The sequence below is a fragment of the Streptomyces sp. MI02-7b genome (genome assembly GCF_033793585.1).
Lineage (GTDB): Bacteria > Actinomycetota > Actinomycetes > Streptomycetales > Streptomycetaceae > Actinacidiphila.
In genome coordinates this window covers 53,873-75,519 of record NZ_JARAWX010000003.1, presented here as the reverse complement: position 1 = coordinate 75,519, position 21,647 = coordinate 53,873, and the positions used below count along the sequence as shown (strand labels likewise).

General features: G+C 72.1%; 22 protein-coding genes. 9 read left to right on the top strand and 13 right to left on the bottom strand.

What is annotated here, in order from left to right:
• Nucleotides 1-3: 3 nt before the first annotated feature.
• Genes PV364_RS04955 through PV364_RS04920 form a run of 8 tightly spaced genes read right to left on the bottom strand, consistent with a single transcriptional unit; the run spans nt 4 to nt 6,407 of the window.
• Nucleotides 4-2,010, bottom strand: coding sequence for an NADH-quinone oxidoreductase subunit L (locus PV364_RS04955; protein ID WP_319658432.1), 2,007 nt, complete (start codon nt 2,008-2,010; stop codon nt 4-6).
• Nucleotides 2,007-2,396, bottom strand: coding sequence for an NADH-quinone oxidoreductase subunit NuoK (gene nuoK, locus PV364_RS04950; protein ID WP_319658431.1), 390 nt, complete (start codon nt 2,394-2,396; stop codon nt 2,007-2,009). Before nuoK ends, PV364_RS04955 begins: the two co-directional genes overlap by 4 nt.
• Nucleotides 2,396-2,956, bottom strand: a complete 561-nt coding sequence (locus PV364_RS04945) for an NADH-quinone oxidoreductase subunit J (RefSeq protein WP_319658430.1) — start codon at nt 2,954-2,956, stop codon at nt 2,396-2,398. Before PV364_RS04945 ends, nuoK begins: the two co-directional genes overlap by 1 nt.
• Nucleotides 2,953-3,498: an NADH-quinone oxidoreductase subunit I gene (locus PV364_RS04940; protein WP_319658429.1), complete on the bottom strand. Its 546-nt coding sequence runs from the start codon at nt 3,496-3,498 to the stop codon at nt 2,953-2,955. The genes PV364_RS04945 and PV364_RS04940 overlap by 4 nt, the downstream gene beginning before the upstream one ends.
• Nucleotides 3,498-4,460, bottom strand: coding sequence for an NADH-quinone oxidoreductase subunit NuoH (nuoH, locus tag PV364_RS04935; RefSeq protein ID WP_319658428.1), 963 nt, complete (start codon nt 4,458-4,460; stop codon nt 3,498-3,500). Before nuoH ends, PV364_RS04940 begins: the two co-directional genes overlap by 1 nt.
• A complete protein-coding gene (locus tag PV364_RS04930) occupies nt 4,457-5,446 on the bottom strand; it encodes an NADH-quinone oxidoreductase subunit C (protein ID WP_415924526.1) in 990 nt (329 codons plus the stop codon). Before PV364_RS04930 ends, nuoH begins: the two co-directional genes overlap by 4 nt.
• The gene (locus PV364_RS04925; protein ID WP_319658427.1) at nt 5,443-6,048 is read right to left on the bottom strand and encodes an NADH-quinone oxidoreductase subunit B family protein; all 606 of its coding nucleotides are present in this window, start codon (nt 6,046-6,048) and stop codon (nt 5,443-5,445) included. The genes PV364_RS04930 and PV364_RS04925 overlap by 4 nt, the downstream gene beginning before the upstream one ends.
• Nucleotides 6,039-6,407, bottom strand: a complete 369-nt coding sequence (locus PV364_RS04920; RefSeq protein WP_319658426.1) for an NADH-quinone oxidoreductase subunit A — start codon at nt 6,405-6,407, stop codon at nt 6,039-6,041. Before PV364_RS04920 ends, PV364_RS04925 begins: the two co-directional genes overlap by 10 nt.
• A 202-nt stretch (nt 6,408-6,609) precedes the next feature.
• On the opposite strand from PV364_RS04920, the gene PV364_RS04915 reads away from it, so the two are divergent.
• The 5 genes from PV364_RS04915 (at nt 6,610) to PV364_RS04895 (ending at nt 13,249) form a co-directional block, all read left to right on the top strand.
• Nucleotides 6,610-7,770 carry a sensor histidine kinase gene (locus PV364_RS04915; protein ID WP_319658425.1) on the top strand — a complete coding sequence of 387 codons (1,161 nt, stop codon included), beginning with the start codon at nt 6,610-6,612 and terminating at the stop codon, nt 7,768-7,770.
• A gap of 173 nt (nt 7,771-7,943) precedes the next feature.
• Nucleotides 7,944-9,257 (top strand): sensor histidine kinase, encoded by a 1,314-nt coding sequence (locus tag PV364_RS04910; RefSeq protein ID WP_319658424.1) that lies wholly within the window; start codon nt 7,944-7,946, stop codon nt 9,255-9,257.
• A 120-nt stretch (nt 9,258-9,377) separates the two neighbouring features.
• A complete protein-coding gene (locus tag PV364_RS04905) occupies nt 9,378-10,037 on the top strand; it encodes a response regulator transcription factor (RefSeq protein ID WP_319658809.1) in 660 nt (219 codons plus the stop codon).
• 208 nt (nt 10,038-10,245) lie between these two features.
• A complete protein-coding gene (locus PV364_RS04900) occupies nt 10,246-12,171 on the top strand; it encodes a 2-oxoacid:acceptor oxidoreductase subunit alpha (RefSeq protein ID WP_319658423.1) in 1,926 nt (641 codons plus the stop codon).
• Nucleotides 12,164-13,249 (top strand): 2-oxoacid:ferredoxin oxidoreductase subunit beta, encoded by a 1,086-nt coding sequence (locus PV364_RS04895; protein WP_319658422.1) that lies wholly within the window; start codon nt 12,164-12,166, stop codon nt 13,247-13,249. The genes PV364_RS04900 and PV364_RS04895 overlap by 8 nt, the downstream gene beginning before the upstream one ends.
• A 39-nt stretch (nt 13,250-13,288) precedes the next feature.
• Here the strand turns inward: PV364_RS04895 and PV364_RS04890 are convergent, their stop codons facing one another.
• Nucleotides 13,289-13,681, bottom strand: coding sequence for a helix-turn-helix domain-containing protein (locus PV364_RS04890; RefSeq protein ID WP_319658421.1), 393 nt, complete (start codon nt 13,679-13,681; stop codon nt 13,289-13,291).
• Between the two features lie 106 nt (nt 13,682-13,787).
• Between PV364_RS04890 and PV364_RS04885 the strand changes: the two genes are divergently transcribed.
• The 4 genes from PV364_RS04885 (at nt 13,788) to PV364_RS04870 (ending at nt 17,105) form a co-directional block, all read left to right on the top strand.
• Nucleotides 13,788-14,651, top strand: coding sequence for an SDR family oxidoreductase (locus PV364_RS04885; protein WP_319658420.1), 864 nt, complete (start codon nt 13,788-13,790; stop codon nt 14,649-14,651).
• Nucleotides 14,652-14,862: 211 nt separating this feature from the next.
• Nucleotides 14,863-15,807 (top strand): EamA family transporter RarD, encoded by a 945-nt coding sequence (rarD, locus tag PV364_RS04880; protein WP_319658419.1) that lies wholly within the window; start codon nt 14,863-14,865, stop codon nt 15,805-15,807.
• Between the two features lie 148 nt (nt 15,808-15,955).
• The gene (locus PV364_RS04875) at nt 15,956-16,405 is read left to right on the top strand and encodes a VOC family protein (protein ID WP_319658418.1); all 450 of its coding nucleotides are present in this window, start codon (nt 15,956-15,958) and stop codon (nt 16,403-16,405) included.
• Nucleotides 16,406-16,547: 142 nt separating this feature from the next.
• The gene (locus PV364_RS04870) at nt 16,548-17,105 is read left to right on the top strand and encodes an NAD(P)H-dependent oxidoreductase (protein ID WP_319658417.1); all 558 of its coding nucleotides are present in this window, start codon (nt 16,548-16,550) and stop codon (nt 17,103-17,105) included.
• A 27-nt stretch (nt 17,106-17,132) separates the two neighbouring features.
• Here the strand turns inward: PV364_RS04870 and PV364_RS04865 are convergent, their stop codons facing one another.
• The 4 genes from PV364_RS04865 to PV364_RS04850 all read right to left on the bottom strand — a co-directional run bounded on the left by PV364_RS04865 (nt 17,133) and on the right by PV364_RS04850 (nt 21,506).
• Nucleotides 17,133-18,029, bottom strand: a complete 897-nt coding sequence (locus PV364_RS04865; RefSeq protein ID WP_319658416.1) for an ABC transporter permease — start codon at nt 18,027-18,029, stop codon at nt 17,133-17,135.
• The gene (locus PV364_RS04860; protein ID WP_319658415.1) at nt 18,016-18,981 is read right to left on the bottom strand and encodes an ABC transporter ATP-binding protein; all 966 of its coding nucleotides are present in this window, start codon (nt 18,979-18,981) and stop codon (nt 18,016-18,018) included. The genes PV364_RS04865 and PV364_RS04860 overlap by 14 nt, the downstream gene beginning before the upstream one ends.
• Before the next feature lie 52 nt (nt 18,982-19,033).
• Nucleotides 19,034-20,287 carry a LolA family protein gene (locus tag PV364_RS04855; RefSeq protein ID WP_319658414.1) on the bottom strand — a complete coding sequence of 418 codons (1,254 nt, stop codon included), beginning with the start codon at nt 20,285-20,287 and terminating at the stop codon, nt 19,034-19,036.
• Between the two features lie 232 nt (nt 20,288-20,519).
• Entirely contained in the window at nt 20,520-21,506 is a 987-nt protein-coding gene (locus PV364_RS04850) for a polyprenyl synthetase family protein (RefSeq protein WP_319658413.1), read from the bottom strand.
• Between the last annotated feature and the right edge of the window lie 141 nt (nt 21,507-21,647).

Genomic DNA, 21,647 nt, shown 5'->3' with positions numbered 1-21,647 from the left:
GGCTCACGCTCCGACGGCGACGAGGACGGCGAGGATCACGGAGCCGGCCAGCAGCACGCTGATGTAGGTCTGCACATTGCCCGTCTGGGTACGCCGCACCACCGCGCCGATCAGCCGGGGCAGGCCGCCCGCACCGCGCACGTACGTCTCCACGACCTCGCGGTCGAGGAAGCGCACCAGGCCCGAGGCGGCGAGCACCGGGCGGACGAACAGCGCCGAGTAGACGGCGTCGAGGCGGAAGCCGTGCGAGGCGGGGCCGAAGAGCGGGCCGAGCAGCAGGCGCCCGGGGTCGGCGGGGTCGTGGGCGGCGGCGACGTCCCCGTAGACCTGCTCGTGCGTCTGCAGCGCGGCGGCCTCGGTGAGGGCGGGCTCCTCCTCGGCGGCCGCCCCGGCGGTCACGACCGCGCCGAGCGGCGCGGCGCGGCGGGCGGACATCGCCTGCCAGGCGCCGTAGGTGGCGAGCACACCGACGAGGGAGAGGCCGACGCCGAGGATCGAGGTCACCAGGGTCGGGGCGAGTTCTCGGCCGTCGAACCAGGCGGGCAGATCCAGGAGGGAGGGCACCAGGGAGACCGCGCCGAAGGCGAGGGTGGGGACGGCCAGCACCCACAGCACGGCGTTCATCACGGCCGGTTCCTTGGCGTGCGCCTCGGGAGCGGCGGGTCCGCGGCCGCGGAAGGCGAGCAGGAAGAGCCGGGTGGCGTAGCCCGCGGTCAGTACGGCGGTGACCAGGGCTGCGATCAGGACCAGCCAGCCGGCCCCCGCCGGGACGCCCTTGGCGTGGCCGGAGGAGGCGTGCTCGGCGGCGCGCAGCATGGACTCCTTGGAGAAGAAGCCGGAGAAGGGAGGGATCGCGGCCAGGGCCGCCAGGGCGATGCCCATCGTCCACATGGCGTCCGGCGCACGCCTGCCGATGTCGCTCATGCGGGACATCGCGGCGAGCGAGTTGGTGCCCGCGGCGTGGATGACCACGCCCGCGGCCAGGAAGAGCAGGGCCTTGAAGGCGCCGTGCGACAGGAGGTGGAAGACGGCGGCGCCGCGGTCGCCGACGGCGAGGGCGCCGGCCATGTAGCCGAGCTGACCGATCGTGGAGTACGCCAGGACCCGCTTGATGTCGTCCTGGGCGAACGCCGCGAGGCCCGAGCCGACCATGGTGACGGCGGCCGTCACCGCGAGCACCGTGAGCACCGCGGCGGACGCCTCGAAGACCGGCAGCAGCCGGGCGACGAGGTAGATGCCGGCGGCGACCATCGTGGCGGCGTGGATCAGCGCCGACACCGGCGTGGGGCCGGCCATGGCGTCCGGCAGCCAGGTGTGCAGCGGGAACTGCGCGGACTTGCCCGCCACACCGGCGAGCAGCAGCAGGCCGATCACGGTCGGGTGGGCGAGGCCGCCGTGGGTCGCCGCGGTGAGGATGCCGTTGATCCGGAACGTCCCGGCGTCGGCGGCCAGCGCGAAGACGCCGATCAGGAAGGGGACGTCGCCGAGCTTGGTGACCAGGAAGGCCTTGAGGGAGGCGGCGCGGGCGACCTCGGTCTCCCAGTAGTGGCCGACCAGGAAGTACGAGCAGATGCCCATGATCTCCCAGCCCACCAGCAGCACCATCAGGTCGCCGGTGTAGACGACCAGGAACATGGCGGCGGTGAAGAGGGAGACCAGCGCGGAGTAGGAGGCGTAGCGCGGGTCCTCGCGCAGGTAGCCGGTGGAGTACAGCTGCACGCAGGTCGCGACCAGGCCGACGAGCACGGCGATGAGCACCGAGAAGCCGTCGAGGTGCAGGGCGAGGTCGATCGGCACCGAGCCGGTCGGGGTGAGCCGGGTGGCCGCGTCGGTGGCCGCGCCGCTGCCCTGGCGGGTCGCGACGATCACCGCAAGCACGAAGGCGGTCGCCGTCGGCAGGACCGCCAGCGGCCGGACGAAGCCGGGCGCGGTGCGGCCGAGCAGCAGCGCGCCGGCGGCGCCGAGGAAGGGCAGGAGGGGGACGAGGACGGCGAGGGTCGTCAGGGTCACGCGGCGGCCTCGGCGTTCTTCTCGGGGCTCTCGGGCGTCTTCGGTGCGGCGGTGGACACGCCCCCATCGTCCTCGCCGTCCCCCGTGACGAGTTCGGTGAGCCGGTCGATGTCCGAGGTGCCCCGGTTGCGGTACACGAGCAGGACGATGGCGAGCCCGATGCCGATCTCGGCGGCGGCGATGACGATGACGAAGAGCGTCAGCGCCTGCCCCGCGTGCAAGGTGTCGCGCAGCCACACGTCGAAGGCGACCAGATTGAGGTTGACCGCGTTCAGCATCAGCTCGACCGACATCAGGACGAGGATGGCGTTGCGCCGGGCCAGGACCCCGTACAGGCCGACGGAGAAGAGCAGGACGGCCAGGACGGCGGGATAGGCGAGATGCATCAGCGCTCCCCGGGCTGCTGACGGGACTGCTTGCGGGACAGCACGATGGCGCCGACCAGGGCGGCCAGCAGGAGCACCGACAGCGCCTCGAAGGGCAGCACCCAGTGCCGGAACAGGATCTGCCCGGTGACCTCGGTGGAGCCCTGCACGCCGTGGTCCACGTCGATCCATGTGGACCGGAAGGCGTCGACGACCAGCCACACCAAGGTGCCGGCGGACGCGGTCGCGACGGTCAGCGCGGCGATCCGGTTGCCCGAATCGGCGTCCGGGGAGGGGCCGATGGGCGCCTTGGTGAGCATCAGGCCGAACAGGACGAGGACGACGACGGAGCCGACGTAGATCAGTACCTGCACCCACGCGATGAACTCGGCGGTGAGCAGGAGGTATTCGACGGCGACCCCACCGAGCGCCACCACCAGCCACAGGGCGGCGTGCACCAGGTGCTTGGTGGTGACGCTGACCGCGGCCGCGCCGAGCGTGGCGATGCCGACCAGCACGAAGACGATCTCGACGCCCGTCGGGGACAGGAAGCCCGGGTGGGCCGCTGCGGAGAGGTTCACGCCTCGTCCTCCGCCTGCTGCGCGGCGGCCGAGGCCTTCTCCGCGGCCTTGCGCGCCGCGCCGAGCTCCTTGGGCTCCTCCGCGGCGGGGTCGAGCGGCGGCGGGGCGGGCACCGTCCACATCCACTCGCGCAGCTTGTCGCGCTCGTGGGTGAGGTCGAGGATGTCGGTCTCCGCGTACTCGAACTCCGGCGACCAGAACAGCGCGTCGAAGGGGCACACCTCGATGCAGATGCCGCAGTACATGCAGAGCGAGAAGTCGATGGCGAAGCGGTCCAGCACATTGCGGCTGCGCTCGCGGCCGCCGGGCGCGGCGGCCGGCATCGTCTCCTTGTGGGAGTCGATGTAGATGCACCAGTCGGGGCACTCGCGCGCGCAGAGCATGCAGACCGTGCAGTTCTCCTCGAACAGCGCGATCACGCCGCGGCTGCGCGGCGGGAGTTCGGGCTGCGCCTCCGGGTACTGCGCGGTGTGCGAGCGCCGCGTCATCGTACGGAGGGTGACGGCCAGGCCCTTGGCCAGGCCGGAACCGGGGATGCCCATCAGGAGGTCACCACCTTCACCACGCCGGTGAGCGCGATCTGGGCGAGGGCGAGCGGGATGAGGAAGGTCCAGGCGAAGCGCTGCAGCTGGTCCTCGCGCATACGGGGGTAGGTGACCCGCAGCCAGATGACGACGAAGGCCAGCAGGCCGGTCTTGACCAGCGTCCACAGCCAGCCGAGGCTGTCGGACCACGGGCCGTGCCAGCCGCCGAGGAACAGGACGGTGGTCAGCCCGCACAGCACGACGATGCCGGCGTACTCGGCGAGCAGGAACAGCGCGAACCGCAGGCCCGTGTACTCGGTGTACGCACCGAAGATGATCTCCGAGTCGGCCACCGGCATGTCGAACGGCGGCCGCTGCAGCTCCGCCAGGCCCGCGGTGAAGAAGACGACGGCGCCGATCAGCTGCCACGGCGTCCACCACCACTGGTACGCCTCCACGATGCCGGGCAGCGAGAGCGTCCCGGCGGCCATGGCGACGGACGCGGCGGCGAGCAGCATCGGCAGTTCGTACGACATCAGCTGCGCGGCCGTCCGCAGGCCGCCGAGCAGGGAGAACTTGTTGGCCGAAGCCCAGCCCGCCATGAGCGAGCCCAGGACGCCGACGCCCATCACGGCCAGCACGAAGAACAGGCCGGCGTCGATGGTCTGGCCCACCAGGCCGTTCGGGCCGAGCGGGATCGCGGCGAGGACCAGGAGGTAGGGGAGCAGCGCGACGGCCGGAGCCAGCTGGAAGACCTTGCGGTCGGCGTCGGCCGGGACCACGTCCTCCTTCTGCGCGAACTTCACGCCGTCGGCGACGAGTTGCGCCCAGCCGTGGAAACCGCCCGCGTACATCGGGCCGAGGCGGCCCTGCATGTGGGCCATCACCTTGTGCTCGGTCTGGCCGACGACGAGGGGCAGCACGAGGAAGACCGCGAGGACGGCGAGCAGGCGGAGGATCACGTCGAGTGCGTCGCTCACGGGGTGCCGCCTCCTTCTGCCGTGTCGCCGTCGTTGCCGTTCTCGTTGCCGTGCTCGTTGCCGTTCGCGTTGCGGTCGCCGTCGCCGTTGCCGCGGCGGTCCCCGGGTTCCGCGGGCGGCGCGGGTTCGCTCCCGGGCTCCCCCTCGGGCGGGGTCGCCGGCGCGGCGGCGGGCGCGGGTGCCGGGGTGTCCTGGGCAACCTCCCAGGGGGCGTCCGGCGTGCGCTTGCGGGGCGCCGCGGGGGCGTCCGCGGCCGTCTCGGCCGGGCCCTCCGTGACGCCGCGGGTGCGCCGCGCGGGGCGCTCCCCAGCGGCGGCTCCGGGGGCACCGGCCGCGCCCGTGGTACCGGCCGCGCGCGGGGTACGCGCGGGGCGGGCCGGGGCGGGCGGGAGCTGGCCCTTCATCGGGCCCCAGTCGTTGGGGTCGGGCACGCCCGGCGGCAGCATCTGGCGCCGCCTGGGGCCGCCGTGCGCCGCTCCCGCCGAGGGCTCCCCCGGTTCCTTCGCGCCCGGCCAGGCCTTGGCGACCCGCGCCGCCAGCACGAAGTCCTTGCGCAGCGGGTGCCCCTCGAATCCGTCGGGCAGCAGCAGCGGCGCCAGGTGCGGGTGGCCGGTGAAGCCGACGCCGAACATCTCGTGGGTCTCGCGCTCGTGCCAGGCGGCGCCCGCGTAGACACCGGTCGCGGTCGGCAGCACCGGCGCGTCGTGCGGGACGGTGGTGCGGATCAGCAGCCGCCGTACGGAGCCGACGGACGGGGCGACGACGTGGGCACAGACCCGGAAGCCGGAGCCGGGCTCGTCGACCGCGCTGAGCCAGTCGAAGAAGGTGCAGCCGAGCACGTCGCGGGCGGCTTGCAGGGCGCCGGTCCAGGCACCGGCGGGCACGTCCACGGTGAGCAGGCCGTACGCCTCCTCCGCCGTGGCCTCCGGGCCGAAGACCTCGGCGACGGCCGCCGGACCGGTCAGCCGCTCGAAGGGGGTGGTCACTTCGCGGCCTCCCCCGGCGGCGGCGGTGCCTGCACCAGGCCGCTGCGCAGCGCCTGGGCCGACACCTGCGGGGCGCCGCCCTCGCCGTAGCGTTCGCCCAGCGACTCGCGGGCGATCTTCTCCTGCAGCTTGAGAATGCCCTGCAGCAGCGCCTCGGGCCGCGGCGGGCAGCCGGGCACGTAGACGTCGACGGGGATGATCTGGTCGACACCCTTGGTGACGGCGTACGAGTCCCAGTAGGGCCCGCCGCAGTTGGAGCAGGCGCCGAACGAGATCACGTACTTCGGTTCGGGCATCTGCTCGTACAGGCGCTTGACGGCGGGCGCCATCTTGTCGGTCACCGTGCCCGAGACGATCATGAGGTCGGCCTGGCGCGGGCCGGGCGCGAAGGGGATCACGCCGAGCCGGATGAAGTCGTGCCGGGCCATGGAGGCGGCGATGAACTCGATGGCGCAGCAGGCGAGCCCGAAGTTGAAGACCCACAGGCTGTAGCGGCGGCCCCAGTTGAGGACCACCTTCATGGGTTCGGGTGCGAGGCGGGCCAGCGTGCCGAGCCGGCGCGGCTCGGGCAGGTACTGGGGCTCGGGGGTGGTCACGTCCATTCCAGGACCCCCTTCTTCCATGCGTAGAGCAGGCCGACGGCGAGGAAGCCGAGGAAGACGAACATCTCCACCAGCGTCGTGCCGCCGTATCCCGGGGCCGCGTAGACCGTCGCCCACGGGAAGAGGAACACCGCGTCGACCGCGAAGATCACGTACAGGAAGGAGTAGACGTAGTAGCGGATCTGGGTGTGCGCCCAGCCCTCGCCGACCGGGTCGACGCCGCACTCGTACGTGAGCATCTTCTCCTGCGTGGGCACGACCGGCCGCAGCAGACGGCCGGCCCCGAAGGCCACGGCCACGAAGAGCACCCCGAGCACCGCGACCAGGCCGACGACCGAGTAGCCGTGGAAGTAGTCCACGTCCGTCCGCCCCTCGTTCTCTCGTCGTTCGTGCGTTGTCCAGCGATCCCGGCGGATCTTTAGACGATCTGTACGAACGGAGTCTAGGCCCTGCCTCAGGCGTCGCAGCCACCCCGTGTGAGCGGGGTACGGATAACCCCACCTCGTCCCCGCAGGCGCACCCCATGGCGGCAGCCCCCCGCCCACCGGCAGGCTTGGCCCCATGACCACCAACTCCCAGCGCGGGGACGCCCCCCTCCCACCGGCGCGGCTCGCCTTCGACCCGGTGACGTGGAAGGAGATCTCATATCTCCTGACGAACCTGGCGGTCGACCTCGTGGGCTTTGTCTACGTCGTCGTCGTGCTGTCCCTCGGCATCGGCCTGTCGGTCACGGTCGTCGGCCTGCCGCTGCTGGCGCTGGGGCTGGCCGGCTGCCGGCTGCTGGGGTGGCTGGAGCGGATCCGGGCCCGTGGGCTGCTCGGGGTCGCGGTGGACGAGCCGCGCCCGCTGCGGCCGGGACGGATGGGCTTCTTCCCATGGCTGTGGACGTCGCTGAAGGACCCGGTGGCGTGGCGGCACGGGCTGTACTTCCTCGCCCGGCTGCCGTGGGGCATCGCGACCTTCACCATCGCCTTGACCTCGCTGTTCGTGGCGTGGCCGGTGCTGCCCTTCATCGCACGGGGGCTGGCGAACGCGGACCGGGCGATGGTGCGCGCCCTGCTGTCGCCCTCGGACGAGCTGGAGCGCCGCATCGCCGAGCTGGAGTCCGACCGGGGCACCGTGGTGGACACCGCCGCCGCCGACCTGCGGCGCATCGAGCGCGACCTGCACGACGGCGCACAGGCCCGCCTGGTGGCCCTCGCCATGGACCTCGGCCTGGCCAAGGAGAAGCTCCAGGAGGACCCGGAGGCGGCGGCCAGGATGGTCGGCGACGCCCACGGCGAGGTGAAGCTCGCCCTGCAGGAACTGCGCGACCTGGCCCGCGGCATCCACCCGGCGGTCCTCACCGACCGCGGCCTGGACGCGGCCCTGTCGTCCGTGGCCGCGCGCTGCACCGTGCCGGTCCAGGTGAGCGTGGACCTGCCGTCCCGGCCGGCGCCGGCGATCGAGGGCATCGCGTACTTCACCGTCTCCGAGCTGCTGCAGAACATCAGCAAGCACAGCGGGGCGGACCATGCCGCGGTGGAGCTGTGGCGGTCCGACGGGCGCCTGATGATCCAGGTGCGGGACGACGGCAGGGGCGGGGCGAGCACCGCGAGCGGCAGCGGTCTCGCCGGGCTCAGCGAGCGGCTGGGCTCCGTGGACGGCCTGCTGGTCGTCGACTCCCCCCAGGGCGGCCCCACGACGGTGACGGCCGAGCTGCCCTGGCGCGACCGCGACTGACGCAGGCCCGGCCGCCCGGACGGGCCGGGGTGGGGTGGGGTGGGGTTTTCCCCAGGTCGAAGAGGCCGATCCGCACCATGGGCCGCGGTGGCCGGGGCGGCGAGTCTGGAAGCGTGCACGGACCAGTGGCACGAGGGCACCACAGGCACACGGAGAGAGGGACGGACGTGACCATGGCATACGGTTTTCCGGAGCCGCGAGAGCACCGGCTGCCCGCGGCGCTGCGCGCGCCGATCGAGGCCCGCACCTGGCGCGAACTCCTCTATCTGCTGCTCAATCTGCCGATGGGCATCATCGGCTTCACCTTCGCGGTGACGATGCTGTCCCTGGGCGCCGGTCTGCTGGTGACCTTCCTCGGCCTGCCGGTCCTCGCGGTGGCGCTGGCCGGCTGCCGCGGCCTCGGCATGGTGGAGCGCGAGCGGGCCCGCAAGTGCCTGCACCTGGACGTGGCCGAGCCGGCGCCGCTGCGTCGGCAGCCGGGGCAGGGCTTCCTGGCGTGGCTGGGCGGCCAGCTCACCAACGGCACGTCCTGGCGGCACGTCCTCTACTGCTTCGTGCACTTCCCGTGGGGCGTCTTCACCTTCTCCGTGGCCGTCTTGTTCTTCACCTACGGGTGGGGCATGCTCACCTATCCGCTGTGGCGGTGGGTCTTCCCGGCCTACACCGACCAGCCCGGTCTGCAGCTGTACGGGGACGGGCACGGCCGCGGCTGGTACCTGGACTCCCCCTTCGAGCAGGCGGCGACCTCCGCGGTCGGGCTGCTGCTGGTGCTGGCCACGCCGTGGCTGATCCGCGGCATGGCGTACGTCGACCGGGGGCTGGTCGCCGGGCTGCTCGGCCCGTCCCGGCTGGCCAGCCGTGTCACGGAGCTGGAGTCCGACCGCGGGGTGGTCGTGGACACCGCCGCAGCCGACCTGCGGCGCATCGAGCGCGACCTGCACGACGGCGCACAGGCCCGCCTGGTGGCCCTCGCCATGGACCTCGGCCTGGCCAAGGAGAAGCTCCAGGAGGACCCGGAGGCCGCCGCGACCATGGTCGAGGAGGCGCACGGCGAGGTGAAGCTCGCCCTGCAGGAACTGCGCGACCTGGCCCGCGGCATCCACCCGGCGGTCCTCACCGACCGCGGCCTGGACGCGGCCCTGTCGTCCGTGGCCGCGCGCTGCACCGTGCCGGTCCAGGTGAGCGTCGACCTGCCCGGCCGCCCGGTGCCGGCGATCGAGGGCATCGCGTACTTCACCGTCTCCGAGCTGCTGCAGAACATCAGCAAGCACAGCGGGGCCTCGCGGGCCACGGTCGACCTGTGGCGCTCCGGCGACCGGCTGATGATCCACGTCGTCGACAACGGCCGCGGCGGCGCGAGCACCGCCGCCGGGTCGGGTCTGGCCGGGCTCGCCGAGCGGCTGGGCGCGGTGGACGGCGTGCTGGCCGTGGACTCCCCGGCCGGCGGTCCGACGACCGTCGCCGCGGAACTGCCCTGGCGCACCTGAGCGACGATCCGGTCCCCGCCCTCCCCGGCGCGGCAAGGCCGTGTGCCTTCCGCCGGAAGCTGGAATGCTGGGGAGGGACACGTCGACGTCGACCTGGGGGCCGAAAGCGTGGAGGACAGGGTGCGGGTGGTCATCGCCGAGGATTCGGTGCTGCTGCGGGAGGGGCTGACCCGGTTGCTGACCGACCGGGGGCACGACGTCGTGGCGGGGGTGGGGGACGCCGAGGCGCTGCTGAAGGTGATCGCGGAGCTCGCGGCGGAGGACGCGCTGCCCGATGTCGTCGTCGCCGATGTGCGGATGCCGCCCACCCACACCGACGAGGGCGTCCGCGCGGCGGTGCGGCTGCGCCGCGACCATCCGGGGCTGGGTGTGCTCGTGCTGTCGCAGTACGTGGAGGAGCAGTACGCCACCGAGCTCCTGGCGGGCAGCAGCCGCGGCGTCGGCTACCTGCTCAAGGACCGGGTGGCCGACGTCCGGGAGTTCGTCGACGCCGTGGTCCGGGTGGCCGCGGGCGGTACCGCGCTGGACCCGGAGGTGGTGGCCCAGCTGCTGGGCCGCAGCCGCAAGCAGGACGTGCTGACCGGGCTGACGCCGCGCGAGCGCGAGGTGCTGGGGCTGATGGCCGAGGGGCGGACGAACTCCGCCATCGCCCAGCAGCTCGTGGTGAGCGACGGGGCCGTGGAGAAGCACGTGAGCAACATCTTCCTGAAGCTGGGACTGGCGCCCAGCGTCGGGGACCACCGGCGTGTGCTGGCCGTGCTGACGTACCTGAACTCGTAGCCTGCTGACATCTTGTCAGATCCGGTCGCGGGTGCGCGGACCTGCGGGGAGGACGCCAGGCGTCCCCGCGCGTGGGGCCTTCGTGCCCCGCACGGATTTCACCCTGTGGGAACACCCGGGAAGGCGACCCTTACCCACGTACGATGGCGCGTGGGACAAAAGGTCACGGCTCCGGCCGTGTGCCGCCGCCTGAAGGAGGTCCGTTTCAGTGACCAGCCAGGTCAGCAGCGCGTCAGGCACCGATCAGCCCGTTCTGGGTGAGCAGCGCAAACCGGCCAAGGAGACCAGGAAACTCGACCGGGTCGTCATCCGTTTCGCGGGGGACTCCGGCGACGGCATGCAGCTCACGGGAGATCGGTTCACCTCGGAAACGGCGTCGTTCGGCAACGATCTTTCGACGCTGCCGAACTTCCCCGCCGAGATCAGGGCGCCCGCAGGCACCCTGCCGGGCGTCTCGAGCTTCCAGCTGCACTTCGCCGACCACGACATCCTCACCCCGGGTGACGCCCCGAACGTGCTGGTCGCGATGAACCCGGCGGCACTGAAGGCCAACATCGGCGACCTGCCGCGCGGCGCCGAGATCATCGTCAACACCGACGAATTCACCACCCGCGCGATGACGAAGGTCGGCTACGCCGTCTCGCCCCTGGAGGACGACTCGCTGTCGGCCTACGCGGTGCACCCGGTGCCGCTGACCACCCTGACCGTGGAAGCGCTCAAGGACTTCCCGCTGACCCGCAAGGAGGCCGAGCGCAGCAAGAACATGTTCGCGCTCGGGCTGCTCTCGTGGATGTACCACCGGCCCACCGAGGGCACCGAGGACTTCCTGCGCAAGAAGTTCGCGAAGAAGCCCGAGCTCGCCGAGGCCAACGTCGCCGCCTTCCGCGCGGGCTGGAACTTCGGCGAGACCACCGAGGACTTCGCGGTCAGCTACGAGGTGGCCCCGGCGGAGCAGGCCTTCCCGGCCGGCACGTACCGCAACATCTCCGGGAACCTGGCCCTGTCCTACGGCCTGGTCGCCGCGAGCCGCCAGGCCGACCTGCCGCTGTTCCTCGGCTCGTACCCGATCACCCCGGCCTCGGACATCCTGCACGAGCTGAGCAAGCACAAGAACTTCGGTGTGCGCACCTTCCAGGCCGAGGACGAGATCGCCGGCATCGGCGCGGCGCTCGGCGCGGCCTTCGGCGGCTCGCTCGCCGTCACCACGACCTCCGGCCCCGGTGTGGCGCTGAAGTCGGAGACGATCGGCCTGGCGGTGTCGCTGGAACTGCCGCTGCTGGTGATCGACATCCAGCGCGGCGGGCCCTCGACGGGCCTGCCGACCAAGACCGAGCAGGCCGACCTGCTGCAGGCGATGTACGGCCGCAACGGCGAGGCGCCGGTGCCCATCGTGGCGCCCAGCACCCCCGGCGACTGCTTCGGCGCCGCCTTGGAGGCGGCCAGGATCGCCCTGACGTACCGGACGCCGGTACTGCTGCTCTCCGACGGCTACCTGGCCAACGGCTCGGAGCCCTGGCGCGTCCCTGAGCTGGACGAACTGCCGGATCTGCGCGTGCAGTTCGCCACCACGCCCAACCATGTGGCCGAGGACGGCACCGAGGAGTTCTGGCCCTACCAGCGCGATCCGGAGACCCTGGCCCGCCCCTGGGCGGTGCCCGGCACGCCGGGGCTGGAGCACCGGATCGGCGGCATCGAGAAGCAGGACGGCACGGGCCACATCTCGTACGACCCGGCCAACCACGACCACATGGTGCGCACCCGGCAGGCCAAGATCGACGGCATCGAGGTGCCGGACGTGACCGTGGACGACCCCGGCGGCGCCGCGCGCACCCTGGTCGTCGGCTGGGGCTCGACATACGGGCCGATCACGGCGGCCGTCCGGCGCATCAGGGGCGCAGGGGGCGCGGTCGCGCAGGTCCACCTGCGCCATCTGAACCCCTTCCCGGGGAATCTCGGTGAGGTCCTGAAGCGTTACGACAAGGTGGTGGTGCCGGAGATGAACCTCGGCCAGCTCGCCCACCTGCTGCGGGCGAAGTATCTGGTCGACGCCCGCTCCCACACCCAGGTCACCGGCCTTCCGTTCAAGGCCGAGCAGCTCGCTGCCGCCATCCAGGAGGAGAGTGCGGATGTCTGAGGCTCCTGCCGTCGACCATCCCGGCCCGGGGGCGCCGGCGCTGTCACTGGTGCCCAAGTCCGACACCAAGCAGTCCATGAAGGACTTCAAGTCGGACCAGGAAGTGCGCTGGTGCCCCGGGTGCGGCGACTACGCGATCCTCGCCGCCGTCCAGGGCTTCATGCCCGAACTGGGCCTGGCCAGGGAGAACATCGTCTTCGTCTCCGGGATCGGCTGCTCCTCCCGCTTCCCGTACTACATGAACACCTACGGGATGCACTCCATCCACGGCCGCGCCCCGGCCATCGCGACCGGGCTCGCCGCCTCGCGGCGCGACCTGTCGGTGTGGGTGGTCACCGGTGACGGCGACGGGCTGTCGATCGGCGGCAACCACCTGATCCACGCGCTGCGGCGCAACGTGAACCTGAAGATCCTGCTCTTCAACAACCGGATCTACGGGCTCACCAAGGGCCAGTACAGCCCGACGTCCGAGCTCGGGAAGATCACCAAGTCCACGCCCATGGGCTCGCTGGACGCGCCCTTCAACCCGGTGTCGCTGGCGATCGGGGCGGAGGCCTCCTTCGTCGCCCGCACCATCGACTCCGACCGCAAGCACCTCACGAGCGTGCTGCGCGCGGCGGCGGCACACCCGGGCACCGCGATCGTGGAGATCTACCAGAACTGCAACATCTTCAACGACGGCGCCTTCGAGGCGCTCAAGGACCGCGCCACGGCCGAGGAGGCGGTGATCCGCCTGGAGCACGGTCAGCCCGTGCGCTTCGGCGCCGGGGGCGCCAAGGGCGTCGTACGCGACCCGGCCACGGGCGACCTGAGGGTCGTCGAGGTCACCGACGCGAACGAGGGCGACATCCTGGTGCACGACGCGCACGCGGCGTCGCCCACCACCGCCTTCGCCCTGTCCCGCCTGGCCGATCCCGACACGCTGCACCACACGCCGATCGGCGTGCTCCGCAGCGTCGTCAGACCGGTCTACGACGACCTGATGTCGGAGCAGCTGGAGCGCTCGGTCGAACAGCACGGCAAGGGCGACCTGTCCTCGCTGCTGGCCGGCGGCGACACCTGGACGGTCGTCGGCTGACGCGCCGCTCCCGCCTCGTCCGGGGCCCGGGCCTGTCGATCAGGCCCGGGCCCCGTCGTATGTCTCGCGGGCCGCGGCGACCTGCTCCGTACGGCTCTCGGCCCACCGGGCCAGGCCCCAGACCTGGTCGGCGGCCTCCTTGCCGAGCGGGGTGAGGGAGTACTCGACGCGCGGCGGGATCACCGGGTAGGCCACGCGGTGCACAAAACCGTCGCGCTCCAGGGTCTGCAGGGTCTGCGCGAGCATCTTCTCGCTGACGCCGCCCACGGTGCGCCGCAGCTCGCTGAAGCGCCGGGTGCCGTCGATCAGTGCGGCCAGCACGAGGACGCCCCACCTGCTGGTGACGTGTTCGAGGATCACACGCGAGGGGCAGCCGCGGGCGTTCACGTCCGGCGTCCCCAGTACGGCGGCGAGCTGTTCCCTTACGTCCATGCCACTAGCTTACCCAGAAGTGGGTACTTTCCCAGAGTTAGTACCCCACCTAGGGTGAGTTGCGCATCCGCATTCAATGGAACCGCCCGACTGGAGTGAACCCCTCATGAGCATCGTCGTCACCGGAGCCACCGGACACCTGGGCCGTCTCGTCATCGACGAGCTGCTGGCCGGCGCCGGGGTCCCGGCCGACCGTGTCGTGGCCGTCGTGCGCGACGCGGACAAGGCCGCGGACATCGCCGCGCGCGGTGTGGAGCTGAGGGTCGCCGACTACAGCGCTCCCGCCACCCTCAAGGGCGCCTTCCAGGAGGGCGACGTCGTCCTGCTGATCTCCGGCAGCGAGGTCGGGCAGCGTGTCGCGCAGCACGCGGCCGTGATCGACGCCGCCAAGGAGGCGGGCGTCGCACGCCTGGTCTACACCGGCATCCTGGGCGGCCCGGCCGCCGACTTCGCGCTCGGCGACGAGCACAAGGCAACCGAGCGGGCGCTGCTCGACTCCGGGCTGACCTACACCCTGCTGCGCAACGGCTGGTACACCGAGAACTACACCGCCCAGATCCCCGTCCACCTGGAGCACGGCGTCGTCGGCAGCGCGGGCGAGGGCCGGGTGGGCAGCGCGGCCCGCCGCGACTTCGCCGCCGCGGCGGCCGCCGTCCTGACCGGCGAGGGCCACGAGAACAAGGCCTACGAACTCAGCGGCGACCACGCCTGGACGCTCGCCGAGTACGCGGCGGAGCTGTCCCGGCAGTCCGGCCGCACGGTCACCTACACCGACCTGCCCGAGGCGGCGTTCGCGGAGGTCCTCGTCGGCGCCGGCCTGCCCGCACCGGTCGCCGCGATCTTCGCCGACTGCGACGCCAACGGCATCGCCCCCGGCCTGCTGGAAGGCGGCAGCGGCGACCTGAGCCGGCTGATCGGCCGCCCGACCACCCCGCTCGCGGACACGATCGCGGAGGCGCTCAAGGGCTGACGGGAAGGGCTTGGCGGGCCCTGCCGGGGCCCGTCCCGAGAGCGCGCGGGCCCCGCGGCGGATTCCCCTCCGGCCGCGGGGCCCGCGCTTCAGCGCGCCGCCACCGCCTCGCTCCGCCGCCTGTCATGACCGTCATGCGATACGCAGATGACGAACGAACTCCCCCGCGCTACCTTCGCAGCAGTCGGACGGCGCCCAGGGGAGGAACCGAGTGAGCGAGCAGCGCGCGGGACTGCTGTACGGATTCGCCGCCTACGGCCTGTGGGGGCTCTTCCCGCTCTACTGGCCGCTCCTGGAGCCCGCGGGCGCGGGCGAGATCCTCGCCCACCGCATGGTCTGGTCGCTGGCCGTCGTCTCGCTGATCCTGCTCGCGACGCGCCGCTGGGCCTGGATACCCGAGCTGCTGCGGCAGCCGCGCAAGCTCGCCCTGCTCGCCGTGGCGGCGGCGGTCATCTCGGTCAACTGGGGCCTGTACATCTGGGGCGTCAACAGCGGCCACGTCGTCGAGACCTCGCTCGGCTACTTCATCAACCCCCTGGTCACCATCGGGCTCGGCGTCCTGGTGCTGCACGAGCGGCTGCGGCCCGCGCAGTGGGCCGCGGTCGGCATCGGCGCCGCGGCCGTGCTGGTACTGGCCCTCGGCTACGGCCGGCTGCCGTGGATCGCGCTGACACTGGCCTGCTCTTTCGCCACGTACGGCTTCGTGAAGAAGAAGGTCGGCATGGGCGGCCTGGAGTCGCTGGCCGCCGAGACCGCCATGCAGTTCCTGCCCGCGATGGGCTTCCTGCTGTGGCTGGGCGGCCGGGGCGAGGCCACCTTCGGCTCGCACGGCGCGGGCCACGCCTCCCTGCTGGCGTTGTGCGGCATCGTGACCGCCGTACCGCTGATCTTCTTCGGCGCGGCCGCGATCCGGATCCCGCTGAGCATGATCGGCCTGCTCCAGTACCTCGCGCCGGTCTTCCAGTTCCTGCTCGGCCTGCTCTGGTTCCACGAGGAGATGCCGGCCGAGCGCTGGGCGGGCTTCGCCCTGGTGTGGCTGGCGCTGGCCCTGCTCACCTGGGACGCGCTGCGCACGGCCCGCCGCGGGCGGATCGCACTGCGCGATGCCGCCGTGCCGGCCGACGGGTCCGCGCCGCGCGGGGCCGTCGCGAGCTGAACGGCCCTCTCCGCGGGCAGCGGCTCCGGGCCCTGCGGGCCGGGACCGAAGGCGGGCCATCCCTTCGGGTGAATGAGCGACCAGCCCCATTGCGCGCTCCGGCGGGGAACCCATACAACTGGTTCCACATCGAACAGGGGAGCGAATGATGGCGGTGCACTGGAAGCTCGTGATCGACGCGGCCGACCCGCACGGGCAGGCCGCTTTCTGGGCGGCGGCGCTCGCATACGAGACCGAGGACCACAGCGCACTCATCGAGCGGCTACTGGGGGCCGGCGCGGTGACGCAGGACCTGCTCACGGAGACCGGTGGCCGCAAGGCCTGGCGGGAACTGGCGGCGGTGCGCCACCCCGAGGACCCGTACGAGGAGGAGAGCGGCATGGGACTGGGGCGGCGCATCCTCTTCCAGCTCGTGCCCGAGTCCAAGACGGTGAAGAACCGGCTGCACATGGACCTCCACCCGGGGCCGGGGCGGATGGAGGCGGAGGTCGCGCGACTGGAGGGGCTGGGCGCGACCGTGCTGCGGCACATAAAGGAGCCTTCCGGGGAGTGGGTCACCATGGCCGATCCGGAGGGCAACGAGTTCGACGTCCAGTAGCGCGGTGAGCGGCGGCCGGCACGGCTTCCGCGCCCTCGCGCGGCCCCGAGGGCCCCGTGGCCACCCGTCTTGACGACGGGACGGCGACGGTGAAAAGGTCTCCATGCATACGCAATTTATGCATGCGCAAGGAGATGACGGGTTGTCGGAGACAGAGCGCACGTTCCTGTTCCTGGTGGGGAGCACTCGCGCCGAGGGGAACACCGAGACGCTGGCGAGGCGGGCCGCCGAGCAGTTGCCTCCCGGGGTCGACCGGCGGTGGGTGCATCTGAGGGATCTGCCGCTGCCGCTCTTCGAGGACCACCGGCACGACGGGGACGGCGTCGCTCCCGCGCCGACCGGGCAAGCCGCGACGCTGCTCGACGCCACGCTGCGGGCGACCGACCTGGTGATCGTGTCGCCGCTGCACTGGTACACCGTCTCGACCAGCACCAAGCTCTACCTGGACCACTGGTCGGACTGGATGCGCGTACCCGGCTTGGACTTCCTGGAACGGATGCGCGGCAAGACCCTGTGGTCGGTGACCGTGCACGGCGGCCAGGACCCGGCCACGGCGGCGCCCCTGGTGGGCACCTTGCGCCACACCGCGGCGTACGCCGGGATGCGCTGGGGCGGAGCACTGCTCGGGCACGGGAAACGGCCGGGGGACGTGCTGCGGGACACCGCGGCCCTGGGCCGGGCGAAGGCCTTCTTCGCCTGACAACGCCGGGGGAGGCCGCCCGACGCGTCAGGCGGTGACGTCGCGGGCGGCGAAACGGGCCCAGGCCGCGGAGCCGAACACGGCGACGTACAGGGCCTGGAGCTCGAAGTTGCGGCGCAGGTCGTCCCAGTAGACCGGGTCGCGGACGAGGTCGGCGAAGCTCAGCCAGTAGTGGGGGAAGAGGTAGGGCTGGATCCCGTGCAGTTGGGGGATCGTGTCCACGATCTGCACGGTGATCAGCAGACCGACGGTGGTCGCCATGGCGGCGATGCCGCTGTTGGTGAGCGTGGAGATGAACAGGCCGAGCGCCGCGATCCCGGTGAGGGAGGCGGCGACGGCCAGGGCGACCAGCAGCGCGCGCAGCAGGCCCTCGGAGAAGGACACGCTCGTGCCGGACAGCAGCGTCACATCACCGAGGGGGAACAGCAGCGCGCCGGTGATCAGCGCCGAGGCCGCCACGACGAGGGTCGCCAGCACGCAGAAGGCGAGAACGGAGGCGTATTTGGAGAGCAGGAGCCGGGTGCGCCCGGCCGGGGCGACCAGCAGGTAGCGCAGGGTGCCGGCGTTGGCCTCGCCCGCGATGGCATCGCCCGCGACGACCCCGATCGCCATCGGGAGGAAGAAGGGCAAGGTCGCGGCGAGCGAGGTGAAGACCAGGAACAGGCCGTTGTTGGTGATCAGCGCGATGAAGGCGGGGCCGCCGCCTCCGCCTCCGGCGCTCCCCCCGTCGCCGGTCTCGATCTTCACCGCGATGCCGATCAGAACCGGCACTCCGGCCAGGACGGCCAGCAGGGCGAGGGTGCGCCAGCGGCGCAGCACGGTGACCAGCTCGTTGCGCAGCAGTCCGAGCGACCACAGGGGCCGTCGTACGGTCCCGGCCGCCCCTCGGGGCGGGGTCCCGGCGCCGGTGTCAGCCTGCGACATCGAATCCCTCTCCCGTCAGGGCGACGAACGCGTCCTCCAGTGAGGCGCGTTCGACGCCGAAGCCGCGCACCCGTACACCGGCCCCGACCAGCGCCGCGTTGAGGTCGGCGAGATCCGGCACCGCCGCCGGGTCGGCCGGCAGTTCGCCGGTGACCCGCTCGCCGTCGGCGGCCAGGCCGGTCACGCCCTGCTCCTTGAGGACGCGCACGGCGTCGGCGGGGTCGGGCGTGGTGACCAGCAGCCGGCCGCCGGAGGACAGTGCCTCGACCGGGCCCTGGGTGATCAGCCGGCCGCGGGACATCACGGCGGCGTGCGTGCAGACCTGTTCGATCTCGTCGAGGAGATGAGAGGAGAGGAAGACCGTGGTGCCGTCCGCCGCCAGTTCGCGGACCAGGGCCCTGATCTCCCGCATGCCCTGCGGGTCCAGGCCGTTGGTCGGTTCGTCCAGCACCAGCAGCTCACGCGGCCGCAGCAGGGCCGCGGCCAGTCCGAGCCGCTGCTTCATCCCGAGCGAGTACGCGCGCGCCTTCTTGCCCGCCGCCGCGGACAGACCGACGCGCTCCAGCGCCTCGCCGACCCGGGACCCGCGGGTGCGCGGGTCGGCGGTCGCGTCGGCCGAGTCGAAGCGCAGCAGGTTGTCCCGGCCTGACAGGAAGCCGTACAGGGCCGGGCCCTCGATCAGTGCGCCGACCCGGGGCAGCACGCTGCGCACGGCGCGGGGCACGGGCTCGCCCAGTACCCGCGCCGTGCCGGAAGTCGGCTCGATGAGGCCCATCAGCATGCGGATCGTGGTCGTCTTCCCGGAGCCGTTGGGCCCCAGGAAGCCGAACACGCTGCCGCGCGGGACGATCAGGTCGAGGCCGTCGACGGCGAGTTGCCCACCGCGGTACCGCTTGGTGAGTCCGCTCGTGGAGATCGCGTCCTCACGGGCGTCGGCGGACGGTTCCCCCATCGGCGCTCCCTCGCTCGCTGCCCTGCCGGCCGGTCTGCCGGCCGAACGTGACTTACCTGGCCCCGGCGTTGGCGGCCTTGATCAGGGCGTCCTGGTTCACGGTGCCCACGTAGACCTTGCCGCTGTCGGTGATCAGGGCGTTGACCAGGCGGGTGCCGACGACCGTGCCGGTGCCGAAGTCGCCCTTGACGTCCTTGCCGAAGGAGCTGAGCAGCGACGGACCCTCCGAGCCCTGGCCCCGGGCCTTGTCGGGGCTCTGGTTCAGCGCGTCCTTCGGCAGCTGGAGCTCGGCGATCGAGTCCCAGCCCTTGCCCAGGACGTCCACGCCGCCGAGCCCGTCGAGGCCGGAGAGCTCGCCGGGCGCCGGACGGGTGCCGTGCGCGCCGTCCGCGGCGTGCTCGCCCGCCTTCTCCGTCGTCACCTCGGCACCCTTGGGCGGGGTGAAGTCGAAGGTGGCGGCCGAGGGCTTGGCGAAGTCCACCTTGGTGAAGGCGACGTCGACGATGGCCTTGCCGCCGCCCTTGGGCGCCAGCGTGAACTTCAGGGGCACTCCGGTGGCGGAGTCGACGGCGATCCGTACGGAGCCGACCGTGGAGTCCTCTGCCTTGGGCGTGACCACCAGCTGGTAGGCGCTGCGGCCCGCGACACGCGCCGTGCCGTCCACCGACACCGAGGTGGTGTCGTCCACCCCGTCCAGGAGCCGCTTGGCCGCTTCCTGCGGGCTGGTGGGCCAGCCCTCGGGCAGCTTGTGCTCGCCCTTGTCCTTGGCGGCGCCCCGCTCCTGAGGCACATCGGTGAGGTGGTAGGCCGAGTTGGTGGCGCTGTCGTAGGCCCAGACCTCGTCGCCGTTGTGGATGACGCTGTACTCGGCGGCGTCCTCGACGATGGAGACCTTCTGGCGGTCGGGGCCGTCGGCCGCGATGTGCAGCGTGTGGGAACCGGCCAGGAGCTGCGTCAGCTGCTCCTGGGGTGCGGCGGAGGAGCCGTCCCCGCCGCGGCTCTCGCCGCGGCCGCCGCCGAAGGGGCCGGCGGAGCCGCCCACCCCGTTCATGAAGGACGGGAGCCCGAAGTCGGTGGTGATCCGGACGGAGCCGGAGAGCGTCCGGGTGTCCGAGGCGGCGATCTTGGCGATCAGTTCCTCGGCGGTGATCTTCGGCAGCTCGGGGCTGCCCGCGCTCGCGAGCGCGGGTACGAGCCCGATGGTGGCCGCGGCGGCGCCGGCCGCCAGGACCGGAACCGCGTAACGTATCGCCTTGGTCCGGCGCCGGCGGTCCCGGTCGTCGTCCAAGGGCTGGATCGGTGCCATTACGTCCCTACCTCCGTCGTCAACGGCGGGTTGTCGTCAGCGTCGCACTCGTCCACCTCTTGGGCCATTGTCACCCGATCCGCCGTGTGGTGGTGCCTCTTATCCCATCAATCCGGCCGGTCGAGCACATCGCCCGGCGGGATCAACTCGGCGTACACCTCAGGGATGAGGCCCCTGACAACGGCTCAGGGCGTGGTGAGGCCCCCCGCGTCCGAACGGGAACGGGCACGGATCAGCCCGCGCGGTGCACCACCGCGTCGCACAGCCCCTCCAGGGCCCGCTTGGCGGCACAGTCCGGCAGCGGCGCCAGCAGCGCCCGCGCCTCGTCCGCGTACCGGACGGTGTCCCGGCGGGCCTGCTGCAGTGCGGGGTGGGCGCGCATCAGGGCGAGCGCCTCGGCGTGCCGGAGGTCGTCCGTCAGGTCCCCGTCCAGCAGTTCGCACAGCCGGCGGTCGTCGGCCGGCGCAAAACCGTCGGCCTTTGCCACGGCCGCACGCAGATGCAGCACCGGCAGGGTCGCCACGCCCTCGCGCAGGTCCGTGCCCGGGGTCTTGCCGGACTCGTGCGTGTCGCTGGCGATGTCCAGAACGTCGTCGGCGAGCTGGAAGGCGGTGCCGACCCGCTCCCCGTACTGGCTGAGGATGTCGACCACGGCCTCGCCCGCGCCCGACATCATCGCGCCGAAGCGGCACGAGACGGCGATCAGGGAGCTGGTCTTGCCCGCGATGACTTCCATGTAGTGCTCGATGGGGTCACGCCCGTCACGGGGGCCGACGGTCTCCAGGATCTGTCCGGTGACCAGCCGCTCGAAGGCCTCGGCCTGGATGCGTACGGCCTCCGGCCCGAGGTCGGCCAGTATGTGCGAGGCCTTGGCGAACAGGAAGTCGCCGGTGAGTACGGCAACCGAGTTGTCCCAGCGGGCGTTGGCGCTCGGCACACCGCGCCGCACCGCGGCCTCGTCCATGACGTCGTCGTGGTAGAGCGTCGCCAGGTGGGTGAGCTCGACCACCACGGCCGCCGGCACGATCTTCGGGGCGTGCGGATCGCCGAACTGCGCGGCCAGCATCGCCAGCAGCGGGCGGAACCGCTTTCCGCCGGCATGCACCAAATGCCGCGCCGCCTCTGTGATGAAGGGCACATCGCTCTTGGTCGCCTCGAGGATGCCTTCCTCCACGGCCGACAGCCCGGCCCGGACATCGGCCTCGAGTCCCTCGTCCATAACACTCAGCCCGAAGGGCCCGACGACGGTCGTCACCTGGGATTCTCCTGTCGCTGAGATCACTTCTGCGGCGTGTGGCATGGCGCAGCACTACACCGGCAGCGTAACCGGTCGCCTCTCGATCACTGCGAGGGCATGGCC

Excerpts from the sequence above, each read along its gene's own strand:
- PV364_RS04875 (WP_319658418.1), top strand. The coding sequence starts at position 15,956 with ATGGCGGTGCACTGGAAGCTCGTGATCGACGCGGCCGACCCGCACGGG.
- PV364_RS04940 (WP_319658429.1), bottom strand. The coding sequence starts at position 3,498 with ATGGGCATCCCCGGTTCCGGCCTGGCCAAGGGCCTGGCCGTCACCCTC.
- PV364_RS04865 (WP_319658416.1), bottom strand. The coding sequence starts at position 18,029 with ATGTCGCAGGCTGACACCGGCGCCGGGACCCCGCCCCGAGGGGCGGCC.
- PV364_RS04885 (WP_319658420.1), top strand. The coding sequence starts at position 13,788 with ATGAGCATCGTCGTCACCGGAGCCACCGGACACCTGGGCCGTCTCGTC.
- PV364_RS04860 (WP_319658415.1), bottom strand. The coding sequence starts at position 18,981 with ATGGGGGAACCGTCCGCCGACGCCCGTGAGGACGCGATCTCCACGAGC.
- nuoK (WP_319658431.1), bottom strand. The coding sequence starts at position 2,396 with ATGCATCTCGCCTATCCCGCCGTCCTGGCCGTCCTGCTCTTCTCCGTC.
- PV364_RS04855 (WP_319658414.1), bottom strand. The coding sequence starts at position 20,287 with ATGGCACCGATCCAGCCCTTGGACGACGACCGGGACCGCCGGCGCCGG.
- PV364_RS04895 (WP_319658422.1), top strand. The coding sequence starts at position 12,164 with ATGTCTGAGGCTCCTGCCGTCGACCATCCCGGCCCGGGGGCGCCGGCG.
- PV364_RS04925 (WP_319658427.1), bottom strand. The coding sequence starts at position 6,048 with ATGGACGTGACCACCCCCGAGCCCCAGTACCTGCCCGAGCCGCGCCGG.
- PV364_RS04850 (WP_319658413.1), bottom strand. The coding sequence starts at position 21,506 with ATGGACGAGGGACTCGAGGCCGATGTCCGGGCCGGGCTGTCGGCCGTG.
- PV364_RS04910 (WP_319658424.1), top strand. The coding sequence starts at position 7,944 with ATGGCATACGGTTTTCCGGAGCCGCGAGAGCACCGGCTGCCCGCGGCG.
- PV364_RS04890 (WP_319658421.1), bottom strand. The coding sequence starts at position 13,681 with ATGGACGTAAGGGAACAGCTCGCCGCCGTACTGGGGACGCCGGACGTG.
- PV364_RS04915 (WP_319658425.1), top strand. The coding sequence starts at position 6,610 with ATGACCACCAACTCCCAGCGCGGGGACGCCCCCCTCCCACCGGCGCGG.